This is a genomic window from Acrocarpospora catenulata, assembly GCF_018476525.1.
GTDB classification, from domain to species: domain Bacteria; phylum Actinomycetota; class Actinomycetes; order Streptosporangiales; family Streptosporangiaceae; genus Acrocarpospora; species Acrocarpospora catenulata.
The window spans coordinates 172,627-190,152 of sequence record NZ_JAHCST010000006.1 but is presented as its reverse complement, the minus strand read 5'-3'; the positions used below and the strand labels follow the sequence as shown (position 1 = coordinate 190,152).

At 68.0% G+C, this 17,526-nt stretch carries 13 protein-coding genes; 2 read left to right on the top strand and 11 right to left on the bottom strand.

The window, feature by feature from the left end; all coding sequences use genetic code 11:
- Window positions 1–66: 66 nt before the first annotated feature.
- The 10 genes from KIP79_RS08670 to KIP79_RS49290 all read right to left on the bottom strand — a co-directional run bounded on the left by KIP79_RS08670 (window position 67) and on the right by KIP79_RS49290 (window position 13,016).
- Window positions 67–3,201 (bottom strand): FG-GAP-like repeat-containing protein, encoded by a 3,135-nt coding sequence (locus KIP79_RS08670; protein WP_214104173.1) that lies wholly within the window; start codon window positions 3,199–3,201, stop codon window positions 67–69.
- Between the two features lie 257 nt (window positions 3,202–3,458).
- A complete protein-coding gene (locus KIP79_RS08665; protein ID WP_214104172.1) occupies window positions 3,459–3,959 on the bottom strand; it encodes a ricin-type beta-trefoil lectin domain protein in 501 nt (166 codons plus the stop codon).
- Between the two features lie 611 nt (window positions 3,960–4,570).
- The gene (locus tag KIP79_RS08660; protein WP_214104171.1) at window positions 4,571–5,656 is read right to left on the bottom strand and encodes a glycoside hydrolase family 43 protein; all 1,086 of its coding nucleotides are present in this window, start codon (window positions 5,654–5,656) and stop codon (window positions 4,571–4,573) included.
- 114 nt (window positions 5,657–5,770) lie between these two features.
- On the bottom strand, window positions 5,771–6,280 hold the full coding sequence (locus KIP79_RS08655) for a MaoC family dehydratase (protein WP_214104170.1): 510 nt from the start codon (window positions 6,278–6,280) through the stop codon (window positions 5,771–5,773).
- 1 nt (window position 6,281) lies between these two features.
- Window positions 6,282–7,268 (bottom strand): HpcH/HpaI aldolase/citrate lyase family protein, encoded by a 987-nt coding sequence (locus KIP79_RS08650; protein WP_372453538.1) that lies wholly within the window; start codon window positions 7,266–7,268, stop codon window positions 6,282–6,284.
- Window positions 7,269–7,293: 25 nt separating this feature from the next.
- On the bottom strand, window positions 7,294–8,514 hold the full coding sequence (locus KIP79_RS08645; RefSeq protein WP_214104169.1) for an acetyl-CoA C-acetyltransferase: 1,221 nt from the start codon (window positions 8,512–8,514) through the stop codon (window positions 7,294–7,296).
- A complete protein-coding gene (locus KIP79_RS08640) occupies window positions 8,511–10,172 on the bottom strand; it encodes an AMP-binding protein (protein WP_214104168.1) in 1,662 nt (553 codons plus the stop codon). The genes KIP79_RS08645 and KIP79_RS08640 overlap by 4 nt, the downstream gene beginning before the upstream one ends.
- Window positions 10,169–10,990, bottom strand: coding sequence for an alpha/beta fold hydrolase (locus KIP79_RS08635; RefSeq protein ID WP_214104167.1), 822 nt, complete (start codon window positions 10,988–10,990; stop codon window positions 10,169–10,171). Before KIP79_RS08635 ends, KIP79_RS08640 begins: the two co-directional genes overlap by 4 nt.
- Window positions 10,972–11,835 carry a hotdog family protein gene (locus tag KIP79_RS08630; protein ID WP_214104166.1) on the bottom strand — a complete coding sequence of 288 codons (864 nt, stop codon included), beginning with the start codon at window positions 11,833–11,835 and terminating at the stop codon, window positions 10,972–10,974. The genes KIP79_RS08635 and KIP79_RS08630 overlap by 19 nt, the downstream gene beginning before the upstream one ends.
- Window positions 11,832–13,016, bottom strand: coding sequence for an acyl-CoA dehydrogenase family protein (locus KIP79_RS49290; RefSeq protein ID WP_214104165.1), 1,185 nt, complete (start codon window positions 13,014–13,016; stop codon window positions 11,832–11,834). The genes KIP79_RS08630 and KIP79_RS49290 overlap by 4 nt, the downstream gene beginning before the upstream one ends.
- A gap of 117 nt (window positions 13,017–13,133) precedes the next feature.
- Between KIP79_RS49290 and KIP79_RS08620 the strand changes: the two genes are divergently transcribed.
- On the top strand, window positions 13,134–13,754 hold the full coding sequence (locus tag KIP79_RS08620) for a TetR/AcrR family transcriptional regulator (protein ID WP_214104164.1): 621 nt from the start codon (window positions 13,134–13,136) through the stop codon (window positions 13,752–13,754).
- Window positions 13,755–13,953: 199 nt separating this feature from the next.
- On the top strand, window positions 13,954–15,249 hold the full coding sequence (locus KIP79_RS08615) for an MFS transporter (RefSeq protein WP_214104163.1): 1,296 nt from the start codon (window positions 13,954–13,956) through the stop codon (window positions 15,247–15,249).
- A 168-nt stretch (window positions 15,250–15,417) separates the two neighbouring features.
- Here the strand turns inward: KIP79_RS08615 and KIP79_RS08610 are convergent, their stop codons facing one another.
- Window positions 15,418–17,496, bottom strand: coding sequence for a hypothetical protein (locus KIP79_RS08610; protein ID WP_214104162.1), 2,079 nt, complete (start codon window positions 17,494–17,496; stop codon window positions 15,418–15,420).
- Window positions 17,497–17,526: the final 30 nt, after the last annotated feature.

The following is a 17,526-nucleotide window of genomic DNA, read 5'->3' as shown; positions in this document are numbered from 1 at the left end:
CCGAGCACAGCCGAACGCCGCGGACCGGCCGGAGCCTTGAAGGCCGCCGGCCGGTCCGCGTCCGGGTCAGCCCTTGCGGACCTGCCCGTTGCCGTGCCAGGCCGTCACTGCACCGGCGGAGGTGGAGACCAGATAGTCGAAGCGGCGGTCACCGTTGACGTCCTCCAGGAAGACCTGATCACGGGTCACCCCGACGCCGGTCGCGATCTCACCTTGAATGAGCCAGTCCGGACCCCCGCTACCCCGGTTGTTCAGCCAGGCCCAGATCCGCCCTCGACCGTTGACCGACAGGTAGTCGTCGCGGCCGTCACCGTCGATGTCGGCAAAGGTGATCATCGAATCATGAAGGCCGATGCCTGAGGAGATCTCGCCCCATTCGGTCCATATCTTGGAGGGGAAGGCGTTGCCCCAGGCGCGTACCTGTCCCTGCGGGCCGACCATCAGGTAGTCGTCGCGGCCGTCGCCGTCGATGTCGGCGAACCGTAACCCTTCCCGTGTCCCGCCTGGTACCCCGGCGGCGACCTCGCCCCATGGGGTCCAAATCTTGGAGGGGAAGGCGTTTCCCCAGGCGCGTACCCGTCCCTCCGGGCTGACGAGGAGGTAGTCGTCGCGGCCGTCCCCGTTGAGGTCGGCGAACCGCAACTCCTCCCGCGTCCCGCCCGGTACCCCGGCGGCGACCTCGCCCCATTCGATCCAAATCACGGAGGGGAGTTTGTTGCCCCAGGCGCGTACTCGTCCCTGTGGGTCGACCATCAGGTAGTCGGCCTTGCCGTCTCCGTTGAGGTCGGCGAACCGCAACCCCTCCAGCGTCCCGCCCGGTACCCCGGCGGCGATCATGCCTTGCGGATCCCAGCGCTCGGGCCCGGCGAACCGCTCGCCCAGCCACGCCCAGACCTGTCCGGCGGCGTTGATCGTCAGATAGTCGGCGTTGCCGTCGCCGTCGACGTCCGCGAACTCGACGTTCTCCCTGGACACCCCGGCACCGGAGGCGATCTCACCCTGGACCAGCCACGACCCGCCACCGGACTGGCCGATGGTGTTGAGCCAGGCCCGCACCTTCCCCTGCGCGTTCACGACCAGGTAGTCGTCGCGGCTGTCACCGTCGATGTCGGTGAACCGCACCTCCTGCTGGGTCGCTCCGACACCCCAGGCGACGACGCCCAATTCCGTCCATATCTTGGAGGGGAGTTTGTTCCCCCAGGCGCGTACCTGTCCCTGCGGGTCGACCATCAGGTAGTCGTCGGCGCCGTCGCCGTCGATGTCGGCGAACCGCAATCCCTCTCGCGTCCCGCCCGGTACGCCGGCGGCGACCTCACCCCATGGGGTCCAAATCTTGGAGGGGAAGGCGTTGCCCCAGGCGCGTACCCGTCCCTCCGGGCTGACGAGGAGGTAGTCGTCGCGGCCGTCCCCGTTGAGGTCGGCGAACCGCAACTCCTCCCGCGTCCCGCCCGGCACACCGGCGGCGACCTCACCCCATGGGGTCCAGATCACGGAGGGGAGGGCGTTGCCCCAGGCGCGTACCCGTCCCCGCGGGTCGACCAGCAGGTAGTCGTCGCGGCCGTCGCCGTCGATGTCGGCGAACCGCAACTCCTCCCGCGTCCCGCCCGGTACGCCGGCGGCGATCATGCCCCCAAATCGCTCAAATCGGTTCCAGCCGTCCATGCCGGCGACCGAAGGGTCTTCGGGGGTCGTGCCGCACGCTCCGGGGACGCCGTTCTTGGCGGTCAGGAAGCCGCCCCACCGCAGGGCGGTGCTGATCGTCTTGTCGAAGGCCGCGGCCATCTTCCGGTAGCCGTTGGCGTTCGGATGCAGGGAGTCGGTCATGTCTCCCGGTGTGACCGCGCCCATGTCGACCAAGTACACGGCCCGGCCCGCGGCCTGGAAGCCGGCGACGATCCCCGGGATCGCCGCGTTGTACTGCTGGATGCGATTCATGATCGCCGGTGTCGTCGACGGAATGAGGGTGGAGACCAGGACCGTGGTCTCCGGGCCGGCGGCGAGGATCTGGCGGATGAGGCCGCGCAGCCGTTCGGGGGCGCCCGCCACATCGATGTTGCGGGCCATGTCGTTGGTGCCGATGTGCAGCGTGACGACGTTCGGCCGATATTCACGCATCGTGCAGGACGCGATTGCGCTGATCTGACTGATCGTCCAGCCCTGATGCCCCTCGTTGTCCCGGTCCGCCAGTTGGCCGGTCTTCTGGGAGCCGACGTAGTCGAGACGGTCGACGTCACCGGCGAGGAGAAGACCCCACAACTGAGCCCGGTAGCTGGAGCTGTCCGGCGTCCCGTCTCCGTAGGTGATCGAGTCACCCAGCGGCAGGACCCGCAGATTCACGGAGTTGGTCGCGGCGCCTTCCTCCAGCGCGTCCGCCAGGCTCTCGGCGAAGGGGCCGGCGTTCATGTCGATCGCCTCGCCGACCTGTTCGAGGCGGGATCCGGCCCCTCTCGCCCAGCCCGTGAGGCTCCGGCCGGTATCCTTCACCCATCGGCCCACGTTCCGCATAATGCCCGGGAGCTTGGTGCGGGCCCAGGTGTTGAGCCCCCCTTCCCAGGCGACTCCTATCAGGGCCGCCACCACCGCGAGCCCCACCGCCCTACCCCAGCGTCTCCCGTCCTGCTGGGCGCCGTCGGCGAAGATGTTCACCATCTGATAGATGAAGGTGCCAAGGGCGCTGCCCACGGCCACGCAGAATGCCGCGGCGAAGACGCTGCCCGTCCCGCCGGTACCGAGACCGAAAAAGCCCTCGCACTGAATGCGGACCGCCAGTCCCGCGAGGCCACTGGCGGCGGCCAACAGGACATCCTGCCACCAGCTCAAACTGTTGGCCTGCACCTCGTCGGCCTCGATCGTGAGTGACAGGATGGAACCCGTCACGGCGAGAGTGCCGTCGAAGTCCTGCTCCACCGTGAACGTCCCGTCCTGGAGACGGAACGGGTAGTGCGCGGCCTCCTGCTGGAACGTGTCGCTAAGCTGCGGATTCCGGTTGTTGAGATCCGCCACCTCGGCGCGCACCCTGGCGAGGTCGACGCCGTCGGGCAGCGGGATGGAGATCGTGTAGCTGGTGGGCGGCGGGTCGTCGGCGGCCTCGGCCGTCCGCGCCAGGCTCACCACCATCGACATCATGACCAGGATCGCCACCGCGATCCTGCCCCACCCGCGTCGTCCTTGCGCGCCGCCGCCATCTAATCTGACAGCCATTCTTCCTCCACTCATGAGGAAATCGGGGGTCTCGCATCAACCGCAAAGGAGCACCGTGTGGTTTCCTGACAGCCCAGGCCGGGCCGACGGCCTGCTCCTTGTTTCGGCGGGTACGCCCGGTCACAGCCAGGCGGATCATGACCGCGGCCCCGCCGGGGGCAGATGCAACCTCTGTCCACCCCCGGCGAGGCCGGAGTCAACACACCTTCACGCTCGCGCGACTCACCATGAGTTACGCGGGGATCTCGGACGGGTGTTTACCAGTCGAACTGCCAGTGCTCGTTCTGGTAGTTGCCGGTGATCTGCGAGTAGACAGCGCCGGATACATCGGTGAACAGAGTCCACTTCCTGCTGGGGTTGCCGTGCCACTGGTAGAAGACGACGTCCCTCCAGCCCGTGCCCTGCGCATACCACTCGGGGTCGAGAGCGGAATTGGCGTCGCTGCACTCGGAGGTCGTCTTGATCCTGGAGCCCGAGTAAACGAACGCGAGGCACATCTTTGTCGCCTTGTTCTTGAGGGCGACGATGTCATATGCGGGGCCGCCGGGGCCGCTGCGCAGTTGAAGGAGCGGCTCCCAGATCTGGTGGTCGTTGGTGCCGCGGGCGCTGCACGGCAGCGTGTACACCTGCCCGGCGAAATTGCTGTCCAGGCACTGCTTGGTCAACCTGCTCCGCAGGATGCTCTCGCCAACGTACCCCGCGGCCTGGGCGGGCGCGGGCAGCGTCACACCCACGGCCAGCGCAACGGCGGCGGTCATCGCGGCCGCGATCAGCCTCCGGACACGGTGATGAGCCGGCCGGCTCCTCACCCAGTTGATACCGCTACCAGACATTTTCCCTCGCCCTCGGTTCAGGAAGCACACCCCCTGCGGGTGTCGCGGATTCCCTGAACACGCATACAAGTCGGGCTGGAGTGCCGCGTGGTGTACGGCAGATGAACGATTCATCGGCACGAGATGACGATAAAGACGATTGATGCCGGGATTCTGCAACGAGTCGCTACTCGACTGCTTTTAGTGATCATGTTTCCGATAGGTTAAACGGCGTTGCCAAAATGTAACAGGAATCCGCCCCTGTCAACATGAGAATGACTCGCCGACAACATAAAAAAGCCGCACCGGGCTGGTGGCAAACTCCGCGCACCAAATCGGCGGCAACCATCAACCGATGTCACCGCGACACCGATTTCCATCACATTGGTCGGAGTCCACGCCTCGGCGACCACCTGTGACCATGCTGATCGACCGGCGTCTCGCGCGGACATTCCGTTCATATTCAGGGAGGATGACCGGCGGGCAGGCGCTCGCGTCGGTGAACGAACACGGTCGTCCCAGCACGCCGGTCGCGATGCTCCTGAAGCCCAGGTGCGTCATTCGAAGAACTTGAGGCTGTACCCGACGTCGGTGTTGGCGCCGGGCACGTTGGCCCGCTGGTAGGTGGTCTTGCTCCACCAGACGGCCGTGCCGGTGTACCAGTACCGGTTGGACCACGAGTACGGCGTGCCCTTGGCAACAGCGTGGTACATGGTCGGGAACCGGTTGCCGGACGGCGGGCTGGTGGCGATGTCCCCGCGCTCCAGCACGAACGTGTGGTGGCCGGGGCCGTCCACGTGCAGCGTCGGGGTCCAGCCCTGCATCATGTACGCCGCGTACGAGCCGAACAGGCAACCGTTGCTCTTGTACCAGTCCCACACGTACGTCGGGTCACCACCGGAGCGCAGTCGCAGATCGGCGATGCAGTACTTGCTGCTCCAACTGCCGTTCGCGGAGTACACGATGTGCAACTGCCCGTTCGGGTCGAGGATCGGCTCGGGGGCCTCGTTGATGAACGGGTTGCCGACGACCCGCTCCCACGGCTCGCGCGGCTGGGAGATGACGTAACGGCCGCCGGTGGTCGTGGTCGGGCTGCTCATCCGGGCGATGTAGAGGTTCTGCTCGACGTTGCTGTCGCCCGCCCAGCCGGACCACACGAACCAGCGCTGGCCGTTGAAGGTGAACGGCACGCCGTCGATGGCCCACTTGTCGCCGGGCAGGGCGACCTTCGTCGCGGCGGAATAGCCGGAGTCGGCGGTGGCGGAACTGATGTGGTACATCCGGTGGGCGGCGCCGCTGCCCGCCGCGAAGTAGATGTGGTAGCGGCCGTTGTGGTGCACGATCTCGGGCGCCCACACCTCACCGAGGTTGCCGGTGTCATTCCACACCTGGTGCCGGGGCGCGGCGGCGATGCCCTCCAGAGTGGTCGCCGTCCGTACCGCGATGCCGCCGTTCACGGACTTGGCCGCGACGTAGAGGTTGCCGACCCTGATGACGCTGGGGTCGGCGCCACCCAGGGTGGTGCGGCCGCGAGCCACGGCCTGCTGGGCGGCCGATGCGGCGGTGCCGGGGGAGGCGGCGACGCCGCCGATGGCGGTCATCGCGAGGGCGATGACCGCCAGTCGAAGCGCATGTCTGTTCATGAGGCTCCTTCTACCTGCGGACCCGCCAGAAACTTTAAATAAAGTTTACTAACAGATTCGACACTCGTCCAAGGTTTCGTCAGAACGACGCGCCGGCAGGGAGGGGACCTCGATTCAACGAACTGCCGTAGGGTCCGGGCGACCGGCGTGCCGGCCGCCGATCTTCGCGAGGTGGGACTCCTTTCCGACCAGCACTTTGCGGCGGAACGTGCACACGATGGTGCCGTCCTGCTTGTAGCCCGTGGTCTCCACGTGGACGATGCCGCGATCGTCCTTGGATTTGCTCTCCCACTTGCCCAGGACGCTCGTCTCGCCGTACAGGGTGTCGCCGTGGAAGGTGGGGGCGACGTGCCGCAGCGACTCGATCTCCAGGTTGGCGATGGCCAGGCCCGAGATGTCGGCGACGCTCATGCCGAGCAGCAGGGAGTAGACGTAGTTCCCGACGACCACGTTCCTGCCGAACTCCGTGGTGGTCTCGGCATAGTGCCGATCGAGGTGGAGCGGGTGATGATTCATGGTCAAGAGGCAGAACAGGTGATCGTCGTACTCCGTCACGGTCTTGCCGGGCCAGTGCCGGTAGGTGGCGCCGATCTCGAACTCTTCGTAGCTGCGTCCGTATTTCACGTCAGTTCTCCTGCGACTGCCGGGACAGGGGAGCACGCCAGACGTCCTGGCGGGTCATACCGGCGGCGCGCCCCTTGCCGGCGATCACGTGCGCCATCTTCCGGGAGGCTTCGTCGATCATCTCGTCTCCGAGCATGACCGCGCCCTTCGCGCCGCCCGTCTCCGAGGTGTAGTACGCGTAGGCGTCCAGAATGTTCTCCGCGTGGTCGTAGTCCGACTGCGCGGGTGCGAAGATCTGGTTGGCCGCCTCGATCTGATCCGGGTGCAGCACCCACTTGCCGTCGAAGCCCAGCGCCGCCGATCGTCCGGCTACGCGCCTGTATCCTTCGAGGTCGCGCACCTGCACGTACGGACCGTCGATGGCCTGCTTGTCGTGGGCTCGGGCGGCGGTCAGGATGCGCATCAGCGTGTAGTGGTAGGCGTCGCCGACGTCGTACCCCGGCGGCTGCTCACCTACGACCAGGCTCCTCATGTTGATCGATGCCATGAAGTCGGCCGGGCCGAAGATGATCGTCTCGACGCGAGGCGACGAGGCGGCGATCGCGTCGACGTTGATCAGGCCGCGGGGGTTCTCGATCTGCGCCTCGATGCCGATGCGGCCGACCTCGTACCCCATGGTGGTCTCGATCTGGGTCAGCAGCAGGTCCAGCGCCACCACCTGATCGGCGCTCTGGACCTTGGGCAGCATGACGCAGTCGAGTTCCTGACCGGCGCCCTCGACCACCTCGATCACATCGCGGTAGGTCCAGCGCGTCGTCCAGTCGTTGACCCGCACCGCGCGGATCTTCGTGCCCCAGTCCCCGGTGTTGAGCGCGTGGACGATGTTCTTGCGGGCGCTCTCCTTCGCCAGTGGGGAGACCGCGTCTTCGAGGTCGAGGAACACCTGGTCGGCGGGGAGCCCTTGCGCCTTCTCCAAGAAACGGGTGTTCGACCCCGGCACGGCCAGGCAGGAGCGGCGCGGCCGGTGCGCCTTCGATCGCATGTTCATGTCCTTTCGCCGGAAACGGCTGTCCTCAGTGGCCGACGCGTTCGAATATCGTGGCGAGCCCCTGCCCGCCGCCCATGCACATCGTTTCGAGCCCGTATCGGCTTGTTCGCCTTTTCATCTCGTGGGCCAGCGTGGCCAGAATCCGGCCGCCGGTGGCGCCGGCCGGATGGCCGAGGGATATGCCGGAGCCGTTGACGTTGAGCCGCTCGCGGTCTGAGCCGGTGAGCCGCCACTCGCGTAGGCAGGCGATGACCTGGGCGGCGAACGCCTCGTTGATCTCGATGAGATCGATGTCCGCCAGGGTGAGTCCCGCCCTGGCGAGCGCGGTGGCCACCGCCGGTACGGGACCGATTCCCATGATCCGCGGCGGCACTCCGGCGACGGCGGAGGAGACGATGCGCAGGTACGGGCGCAGGCCGAGTTCCGCGGCCTTCGCGGCGGTGGTGACCACCGACAACGCCGCCCCGTCGCTCTGCCCGCAGGCGTTGCCGGCGGTGACGGTCGCGTCGGGGTCGACGGAACGCCGTACCGGCGTCAGGCGGGCCAGATCGTCCATGGTGAGAGCCGGCCTCGGATGTTCGTCGAGCGAGATGACCTGCTGCGGGCTGCGCCGCGTGGCCGGCACGGTGACCGGCACGATCTCGTCGGCGAACTTGCCGTCCTCGCGGGCGGTCACCGCCTTCTGATGCGAGTCGAGGGCGAACTCGTCCTGTTCGGTGCGGGAGATGCCGTACTGCTCCCGCAGATTCTCCGCGGTTTCCAGCATGCCGCCGGGTACCGGGAAATCGGTCCCGCCGGCCGTGGTGCGCCCGCGTGTGATCCTGTTGACGAGCTGGACCGAATCGCCCCGGACTCCCTGCTTGAGGCCAAGCGCGTAGAACTCCGCCTGGCTCATCGCCTCCACGCCGCCGGCGACGATGACCTCGGCCCACCCCTGCGCGACGGTCGAGGCCGCGTACAGCACCGCCTGCAGGCCGGATCCGCAGCGGCGGTCGAGTTGCACGCCGCCGACCTCGACGCCCAAGCCCGCGTTCAGGGCCGCGACCCGGCCGATCGCCGGGGCCTCGCTGGTCGGATAGCAGTACCCCAGCACCACGTCGTCGACGTCGCCGGCGCGCAGCCCGGTCCGTTCCATGAGACCGCGCAGGGCCTGGGTGGCGAGGTCGGCGGCGGTGAGGTCGCGGAACATCCCGCCGTCGACTCCGACGGGTGTCCGGACCGGATCGCAGATCACGATGTCTTTCACGGGTGGTTCTCCAGTTTCTTCGCCGCGAGCTCCAGCGCCAGTTCGCGAAGTGCCGCGGCGCGGATCTTCATCCCATTGGTGCCGGCGGTCATCGGCATCTCGCGCATGACGTGCACCGTCTCCGGAACCTTGAACCTGGCGAGCGTCACCGCGCACCAGCGCACGAGATCATCGGGATCGGGCTCCGCGTCCTCGACGGGCACCACGAAGCCGATCGCCCTGGTCTCCTCGCCGACCGTGATCCCCACGACCTTGGCCATGGCGACCTCGGGATGCTCGGCGAGGCGGTTCTCGATCTCGGCCGGCTCGACCAGGAAGCCCTTGAGCCGCAGCGAGTCACCCATGCGGCACAGGTACACGAACCCGCCGTCCGCGCGAACGGTCCCGAGGTCGCCGGTCCGGAACCAGCCGTCGTCCAGACGCGACCGCCGCGCGATCGCGCCGTCGATGTCACCGAGGTAGGCGTCCACCACGCAGTAGCCGCGGAACTGCAGCTCGCCCGGGGTACCCGGCTCGACCGGCCGCTCGGTCGCGATGTCGATCGCGCGGACCTCGATGTCCGGCGAGACCACGCGTCCGCCTCCGCTCCATCGGGGCGGCTCCGCATCGCCGCCGTGCCAGAGGGCGGTGAGCGCGAACAGCTCGCTCGACCCGTAGATCCCGGCCGCGGTCGCGCCGATCTCCTGCTCGATCCACTGGGACACCTTGCGCGAGTTGCCGTAGAAGTCGCCGATGAGCATCAGGCGGAACGCGCCCAGCTCGACCGGGTGCCGCTCCCAGGCAGCCATGAGCCGGCCGCCGACGTCGTCGGCGCTCGCCAGGTGGCTCACCTCGAACCGGGCCATGTCGCTCAGGACCGCGTCTTCGCCGAACGCCGGCTCAAGCAGGACCTTTCCGCCGGCGGCGATGGCCGCCAGCGCGGGCACGTAGCCGAAGACCCCGGAAAGAGGGAGGCAGACCAGGCTGACCGACGAGGCGTCCCATGCCCCGGCGGCGGCGACGTTGCGGGCGTGCCGGGCGACGGCGCTGCCACGGTGCGCGGCCAGCTTGGGCCTACCGGTCGACCCCGAAGTGGTGAACGCGACGGCCAGCTCGTCGGGCGCGCCGCGCAGGGCCGTCAGGTCGAGGCCGGCGTCGCGCCCCTGCCCCGGTGCCGCCGGTGTCCGTGGCGTCCAGGAGCCCGCGCCGACGTCGTACGCGGCCAGCGTCGCCGCGTCCGGCGGCGGCGCGGCCGGGCCGGTGATCACCGCGGTCGACGGCGCGGGCGCGGACGTCACATTCATCGCCTCGCGCAGCAGTCCGGCGAGGTCCAGACGCAGGAATCCGTGTGCGACGGCGAGGACCACGGGACGGGCGTGGTCGAGGATGTGCACGACGTCGCTCAGGCCGTACCGGGTGTTGACGCCGACCACATGGGCGCCCAGCGCGGCGGTCGCGAACTGCCACACCAGGTAGTCGGACCAGTTGGGCAGCCACAGCGCCACGCAGGCACCGCGTCCGACGCCGTGCTCGCGCAGTTCCCGGCTCAGCGACACGACGCGCCGCCACAACTGCCCACGGGTCGTCCACACCGGCTCGTCCGCGGCGTCGATCACGAGCGGAGCCTGCGGGTCCGCGGCGACGACCGCCGCGAGCAGATCGGTCAGGGTCTCGTTCATGCCGCGGTCCTCCGGCGATCCCCGAGGTCCTTGAGCCACCCGTGGAGGGTCTCGCCGAACCCGTCGAGTTCTTCCATCGGATAGTGGCCGATGCCGTCGAGAAGCGTGTAGCGCGCGTCGGGGATCAACCGGGCCGTCGCCTGGACGTCCGCGGGATCCACCCACAGATCGTCGCCGCCGACGACGAGATGGACAGGGCAGGCCACGGAGGGCAGTCCGTGGCTGATGTCGTGGGTGACCCAGCCGATCAGGTCGCTGTTGGAGATCTCCGGGTCCTCCCGGCGATGCATACGCGCGATGAGCTCCGCCTTCGCCGCCGGCACGCGGTCGCCGACGACGGCCAGCGTGCCGTGGTAGGTGCGGTCGGAACGCGCCGGCGCCGCCGAGTCGATGAGCTCCCGCTCGAGGCGGCGCAACGACAACAGCGGCCGCGAGTCCCGGGCCCCGTGGGCGGCCATCGCCACGACGCCGGCGAGCCGATCGCCTCGGCGTACGGCGAGGTCGAGGCCGATCCTGCCGCCGATCGAGCATCCGACGACGTAGGGGTTCTCCAGGCCGAGCTGGTCGATGAGCCGCTCGCACCAGACGGCGTACCGGCCGATGTCGCGTACCGGTCCGTTCGGGGCCGGCTCCGATCGGCCGTGCCCCGGCAGGTCGGGGACGACGACGCGGTATCCGTGCGCGGCGAGTTCCGACTGCGTATGGCGCCATTGGACGCCGTTCTGGCCCGCCGTGTGCAGGCAGAGCACGGGCCGGCCTTCTCCCTCCTGCAGGATGAAGGAGGTCGTGTCGTCCACGGTCAGGTAGTCGGCGCGCATCGCATGCTCTCTTCCTCGCCCGCGAGGACCCGGGCCTGCCCCACCAGCGCGATCAACGCCTTGGTGAGGCGCAGGTATTCGTAAGCGTCACCGTGCACCCGGAACTCGTCTTTCATGGCCCTTTTGGTGAAGTCGTTGACCGGGCCGGTCAGCAGTTCGGTCCAGGTCAGGTCGTCGGCGGCGAGGACGAACCTCGGCCCGTTCGGCGTACGCGGGCCCGTGTCGTGCACCCGTCCCTGGTAGACCCGGAAGTGGATCTCCTGGGCGCCGGACCGCAGCCCGATGGTGCCGTCCCACGTGCTGGTGGCGGTGCGGAAGTCCGGGTCCTGATTGAGCCGTTCGGCAAGCGCGGCCGCCCATGCCTCGGTGACGAAGGCGCGCCCGGTCCGGAGGTCCTGATCGTCGGCCGCCATCCGGGCGGTGACCAGCATGCTGCTCGTCCCGGCCTGGACGACCACACCATTCTGGTCGCGCACCACGATGTGCCGGCCGACGACTCCGTTCGTACGGCCGGAGGTCCGGCGACAGCGCGTGATCGTCATCTCGTAGGTCACCGTGTCGCCCACGTGGACGGGGGCGCGGTACTCCCACTGGACGTCGAAAGCCGCCTCGACGTGCGTCGACAGCCCCAGCTCATGATGCCAGCCGAAGAACGCCGACAACACGAGCGCACCGAGCACGATGCCGTCTGTGTGCAGCGGATGCGTGTCCCCGGTGACCTCGGCGAACGCCGCGACCACGCCGCGGCTGAAGGTGCGCGCGGGTCCGGTGTAGCGCTGCCCGACCCGGAAGTCCTCGAAGTACGGCGCCGGTCGCGTCCGCGGCGTGCCTTCCGCGCGGGTCACCGCTGTCCGCCCAGGATGTCGTCGGAGATCACGCGGAGTTGGATCTCGGAGGTTCCCTCGAAAATCCTGGTGAGCCTGGCGTCGCGCCAGTGCCGTTCGACGGCGAAATCGGTGGTGTAGCCGGCCCCGCCGTGGATCTGCAGGGCCTCGCTCGTGACCCGCTCGGCCATCTCGCTGGCGACGTACTTGGCCATCGCGGCCTCCTTGCCGCACCGCCGCCCGCTGTCGATCTCCGTCGCGACGTGGTACAGCAACTGCCGCGCCGCCTCGATGTCGGCGGCCATCTTCGCGATCTTGAAGCGGATGTCCTGGAACTGGGAGAGGGGACCGCCGCACTGGCGTCGCGTGTGCGCGTACTCGACGGCGTCCTCCAGGGCCGCGCGGGCGAGGCCGATGGCGCGCGCCGCGGTGTGCGCCCGGCCGACCTCCAGGCCGCTCAGCGCGAGGTAGAAGCCGCGGCCCTCCTGACCGATCATCGCCGAGGCCGGCAGGCGGAGCCCGTCGAAGGACAGGTCCCAGGTGCTCCACCCGAAGTAACCGATCTTGCGCACCTTGGTTCCCGACATGCCGGCCGGGAAGGAGCCCCGGGGTTTGTCCACGAGGAACGCGCTGATGCCGTGGTGCGGTCTGCCGGGATCGCGAGGAGCGGTACGGGCGAACAGGACGATGTAGTCGGCCTGATCGGCGTAGGTGCACCACATCTTCGTACCGTGCACCACCCAGTCGTCACCGTCCCGCTCGGCCCGGCACGAGAGGTTCGCGACGTCCGACCCGGCCTCGGCCTCCGACAGCGCGAAGGCGCCCAGATACTCTCCGGCGGCCATGCGGGGGAGGAGCACGCGCCTCTGTTCCTCGGTGAACTCGCCGCCCATGCCGTTCCCTCGCGCCAGCAGGCTCCCGACGCTGAGCCACGCCCGCGACAACTCCTCGGCGACCAGGCAGTACTCGAAGACGCCGAGCCCGAGCCCGCCGTACTCCTCCGGGATCATCAGCCCGAAGAAGCCCATGTCCGCCATCCGGTTCCGCAGCTCGTCGGGAATGGTGCCCTTTATCGGGTCGAGCTCGTTGGCGACAGGAAGGACTTCTTTCATCGCGAACTCGCGAGCCAGTTGCTGGATCTGGAGTCGCTCTTCTGTGAGGTGGTACGGCGTTCCTGGACGGGGTGCTGGCCGATGCGTCACTGGACCTCCATCCGGTACGAACGATCGTTCTTGTACGGTAGGCCCTCCCGTCACGAGTGGTCAAGCGGAGCGGTGAGCCGGCACGGGGAGTCCGGGTGGCGGCTAACCTATAGTCCTATGAACGAACGTTCTGAACGGCGCTCGGCCAAGCAACCTTCCCCTGGTCTCAACCACCAGCCCATCATGAACGGCGCGCTCGCGGCGTTCGCCGAACACGGGTTCAACGGTGCCTCGATGCGGGACATCGCCAAGCGCGCCGACACCAGCCTGTCGAACGTCTACAACTACTTCCCGTCCAAGGAAGACCTGCTGGTCGCCGTCCTGAAGGACACCAACGGCGAACTGCTCCGCAGGACGAACCGCACCGTCGCCGCGGCGAAGCCGAACCCGACCGATCGGTTGCGGGCCGCGGTCCGCGCCTACGTCGGCTTCGTGGTGGACGCCCAACCTGCGTCGATCGTCGCGCTGAGCGAGCTTCGCTACCTCGGCGGTGAACGACGGAAGGCCGTGGTCGCGGCGCGCGACGAGACGGAGGCGCTGTTCCTCCGGCTCGTCGAGGAAGGCGTGGAGTCGGGCGAGTTCACCACCACGCGACCGCATGACGCCACCCGCGCCGTCCTGCTGCTGTGCGCGACCGTGGCCAACTGGTTCCGGCCGGACGGCGAACTGTCCCGCGAGGCCGTTGCCGAGCTGCAGGCCGACTTCGCGCTCGCCCTGGTGGGTGCGCGGAACAACTGATCGTACCGGCAGTCCGCCGGGATTGGGGCTTGCGCGGCCGGGCGGTCACACATATTTTACGTTGGCACGAACGATCGTTCAGATCGTGTTACCGGCGTCGTGTGTGCCCATCCGTCGAGGGCCGGTCGCCGCCTGCTCGGACTGGAGTGAGATGTCCGCACCATCCCCAACGCTGCCCCAGCACCTCTCACGACCCGCCATGCGCAAGACCGCGGCCGCCGCGGTCTTCGCGACCGCGCTCGAGTGGTATGACTTCTCGATCTACGCGACCGCCGCGGCCCTCGTGTTCGGCCGCCAGTTCTTCCCCGGGTTCTCCGGCGCGGCGGGCACGCTCGCCGCGTTCGGCACCTTCGCCGTCGGTTTCGTGGCCCGGCCGGTGGGCGGCATCATCGCCGGGCACTACGGCGACAAGCACGGCCGCAAGCGCGCGCTCGTGGGGGCGCTCGTCGTGATGGGCGCCGCCACGTTCCTGATCGGCCTGCTGCCCACCTACGCCGCGATCGGTATCACCGCCCCGATTCTGCTGATCATCCTGCGGCTGTTCCAGGGCCTCGGCGTCGGGGCCCAGTGGGGTGGCGCGGCCCTGCTGCTGACAGAGCACGCCCCCGTGAAACAGCGAGGCTTCTACGGAAGCCTGATCCAGACCGGAGGAATCATCGGCGTCGCGGCCGGTACTGGCGCCTTTCTGCTCGCGTCGGCCGCCATGACGGAGACACAGTTCCAGACGTGGGGCTGGCGTATCCCCTTCCTGGTGGGAATCCTCCTCATCGGCGTGGGAAGCTACGTCCAGCTGAAGATCGAGGACACTCCGGTCTTCACGGCGTTGCGACAGAAGTCCGCTGCGGCGAAGGCCGCCGCGGGCATCAGCAGGACGCCTCTGGTGGAGGCGGTGCGCCATAGCTGGAAGTCGATCCTGCGCGCGGCTGGCTCGTTCTTCGTCGTCAACGTGACGTACTACATCCTGGTCAGCGGCATGCTCGACTACGGGGTCACGCACCTGGGGCTCTCCCACAGCACCGTACTGGCGCTCGTGCTGCTGGCGGGGGTCACCCAGATCATCACGCTGCCGTTGTTCGGCGCGGTGAGCGACCGCCGGGGCCGTCGGAAGCTGTACCTCGTCGGCACGGTTCTGATGGCTCTGTACGCGTTCCCGATGTTCTGGCTCATCGACACCGGTTCACCGGTCCTCATGTTCCTCGCCCTGACCGTCGCCTTCACCATTCACGCGACGATGTTCGGGCCGCAGCCGGCGCTTTTCGCGGAGATGTTCCCGGCCAACATCAGGATGTCGGCCGCGTCACTGGGTTACCAGATCGGCAGCGTGTTCGCGGGTGGGCTCGCGCCCTTCATCATGGTGAATCTCCTCGCGACGACGGGCGCCTCCTGGTCTGTGGCGCTGTACATCATCGCCTGCGCCGCAGTCACCTACGTCTCGGTGATCGGCATCAAGGAGCACTTCCAGCGGAACCTCTACGAAACCGACGAACGCCGATGACGTCGCCCCGGAGCTTCCAACTCGGGCCGAACTGGCTGCTGCCCAAGAACGGCCGTGACTTCACGCCCCTGGAGCGCCGCCTCAACCGGATCCCGGTGTTTCGGTACCTGCCGGATTGTCGGCTGGTGAGGCCCCGGGCGGGGCCTCACCAGGTGGTGCGGGCGCGGGTCAGGATGCCCAGCACTGCCAGCTGTAGGGGTTGCTGAAGGTGCTGTACCGGGAGAACGCGGCGGCGACGGTGCGGTATCCCCAGGCGCAGGCGTCGTCCATGTCCATGCCGATGTGGGCGCCGCTGCTGGTGACGCATTTCCAGCTGTAGGCGTCGGTGCCGTCGAGGCTGACGCCGCCGATGTGGCCGATGGACTTGCAGTAGCCACCGAGGTCGAGGCCGCCGAGCTGCCGGTAGGCCGGGGCGGTGGCCAGGGTGACGGTGACGCTGGTGGTGCCGGGGGCCAGGGTCACGGTTCCGCTGGTGTTGTCGATGGTTCCCGCCGTGGCCGAGGCGATGTTGCCGATGAACGCCGGCAGGGAGAACTGCGTACCGCCGGACGGGGTGCTGCCCGATAGCGTCAAGGAAATGGTGCTGCCGGTGCTGGTGATGGTGGCGCCCATGCGGTTGCCGCCGGCGATGGCGACGTTGGTGGCCTTCACGGTGGCGCCGCCGCGCAGGAACTCGCTGGGAACGCCTCGCCCGACGATGACCTGCCCGTTGCTCTTCTCCGCGACCAGGGAGTTGAGCAGGACTTTGGAGGCGTTGGTCTGCCCCCACATGTGTGGGCTGGAGCCGGTGCCGGAAGTGGCGTGGTTGCCAGGGCTCCAGTTGGTGGTGCCGGCGGTGGGGATGCCTTCCCACCAGGAGAACGGGCCACTTTGCGTGTTGCTGACCATGAATTGGTAGCCGTAGATGCCTTCGGTGCGGTGCCTGGCGCTGGCCAGGCCTGCTTCGCCGTAGCCGGCGTTGTAGGCGGTGCTGTAGCCGGGGTATCCGCCGTAGGTGTGCGGGTCCAGTCCAGACAGGTGGGCGAAACCGTAGTCGTAGGTGGCGTCGACCAGGGTTGCCATCGGCCCGGTTTGCGCGGCACCGAACAGCAGGCCGTTCCAGTTCCACCGCCCGAACAGGAACATCGAGGCCCAGTTGGCGTCGTTGGTGACGTTGCCGCAGCGGTTGGCCGAGTTGGGCTGGTCCATCGCGCAGGGCAGGTAGGTGAGGTTGTTGTCGGTGATGGTCTTCTGCAGCTGGGTGTTGACCGCGGCGAACAGGCTGTCGTACTGGGCCGTGGCCCAGGTCGTTTCGGTGGTGTTGCCCAAGGCCTGGGCGATGTACTTGTAGGCGAGCAGGCCGAACAGTGCGGACTGGTTGTCGACGGTCCATGCTCCCCAGCTGTCGACGCCTTCGGAGCGTTTCATGGTATTGCCGGGGCCGGTGCGCGCGCCGGGGATCTGGTGGACCATGTTGGAGATGGTGGTGAAGTTGGCTGACACGTAGGCGGTGTCGCCGGTCTTCTGCAGGTACGCCGCCCAGGGCCAGGCGAACTTGTAGACCGCGTCGGGGTACTGGTCGTGAAACAGCAGCGGCAGATAGGTTTTCGCGACCGCCAGGTCGCCCTGCTCGATCAGGCTGACGACCATGCCGATGAGGTCGTGGTCGAACATGCGGTCGTAGCCGTTCTCGCCGACGTTGAGCCGGTTGCCGTCCTTGACGATGTTGGTGTAGATGAACCCGGCCTTGAACGCGTTGACCAGCCGCTTATCGGGCAGGTCGATTTGGGCGATGCCGGCCAGGCGGCCGTCCCAGTAGGACTTCATGTGCGCGTAGTGGCTGTCGTAACCGCCGGCACCGGCCAGGGTCGCGTCGCTGGGCCACGGGTAGGTGTTGCCGAACCGGTCTGAGGCGACGACGTAGTCGTGTGTGGCTGTCTGTCCTGCCGCGACGGTGGTGGACACGGAGTTCAGCTTGATCAGTTGCGGGGATGGGGCAGGGTCGAGGGTGTGCGGGACGCTGTCGTGGTTGAACACGCGGACGCGGGAGTAGACGGCGACGAAGTCGTTGCCGCCCAGCGTGAGTTTGTCACCGAAGCTGGTGATCGTAACGGTGGAGTTGTCCCGCTCGAACTGGGTGACCAGCGCCGGATAGAAACCTTCGGCGTTGAACCACTGCACCTTGGCGGGATTGTTGTAGATGCCGAAGCTGACGGTGAAGCCCCGGCCGGCGGCCTGCACGTCGAAGCTTCCGTCGCGATGGGCCATCGCGGCCCACCAGTCGCCTTCCCAGCCAAT

Coding starts and splice junctions, on each gene's coding strand:
- KIP79_RS08660 (WP_214104171.1), bottom strand. CDS start 5,656: ATGAACAGACATGCGCTTCGACTGGCGGTCATCGCCCTCGCGATGACC.
- KIP79_RS08640 (WP_214104168.1), bottom strand. CDS start 10,172: ATGAACGAGACCCTGACCGATCTGCTCGCGGCGGTCGTCGCCGCGGAC.
- KIP79_RS08650 (WP_372453538.1), bottom strand. CDS start 7,268: ATGAACATGCGATCGAAGGCGCACCGGCCGCGCCGCTCCTGCCTGGCC.
- KIP79_RS08670 (WP_214104173.1), bottom strand. CDS start 3,201: ATGGCTGTCAGATTAGATGGCGGCGGCGCGCAAGGACGACGCGGGTGG.
- KIP79_RS08665 (WP_214104172.1), bottom strand. CDS start 3,959: ATGACCGCCGCCGTTGCGCTGGCCGTGGGTGTGACGCTGCCCGCGCCC.
- KIP79_RS08615 (WP_214104163.1), top strand. CDS start 13,954: ATGCGCAAGACCGCGGCCGCCGCGGTCTTCGCGACCGCGCTCGAGTGG.
- KIP79_RS08620 (WP_214104164.1), top strand. CDS start 13,134: ATGAACGAACGTTCTGAACGGCGCTCGGCCAAGCAACCTTCCCCTGGT.
- KIP79_RS08610 (WP_214104162.1), bottom strand. CDS start 17,496: ATGGCCCATCGCGACGGAAGCTTCGACGTGCAGGCCGCCGGCCGGGGC.
- KIP79_RS08635 (WP_214104167.1), bottom strand. CDS start 10,990: ATGCGCGCCGACTACCTGACCGTGGACGACACGACCTCCTTCATCCTG.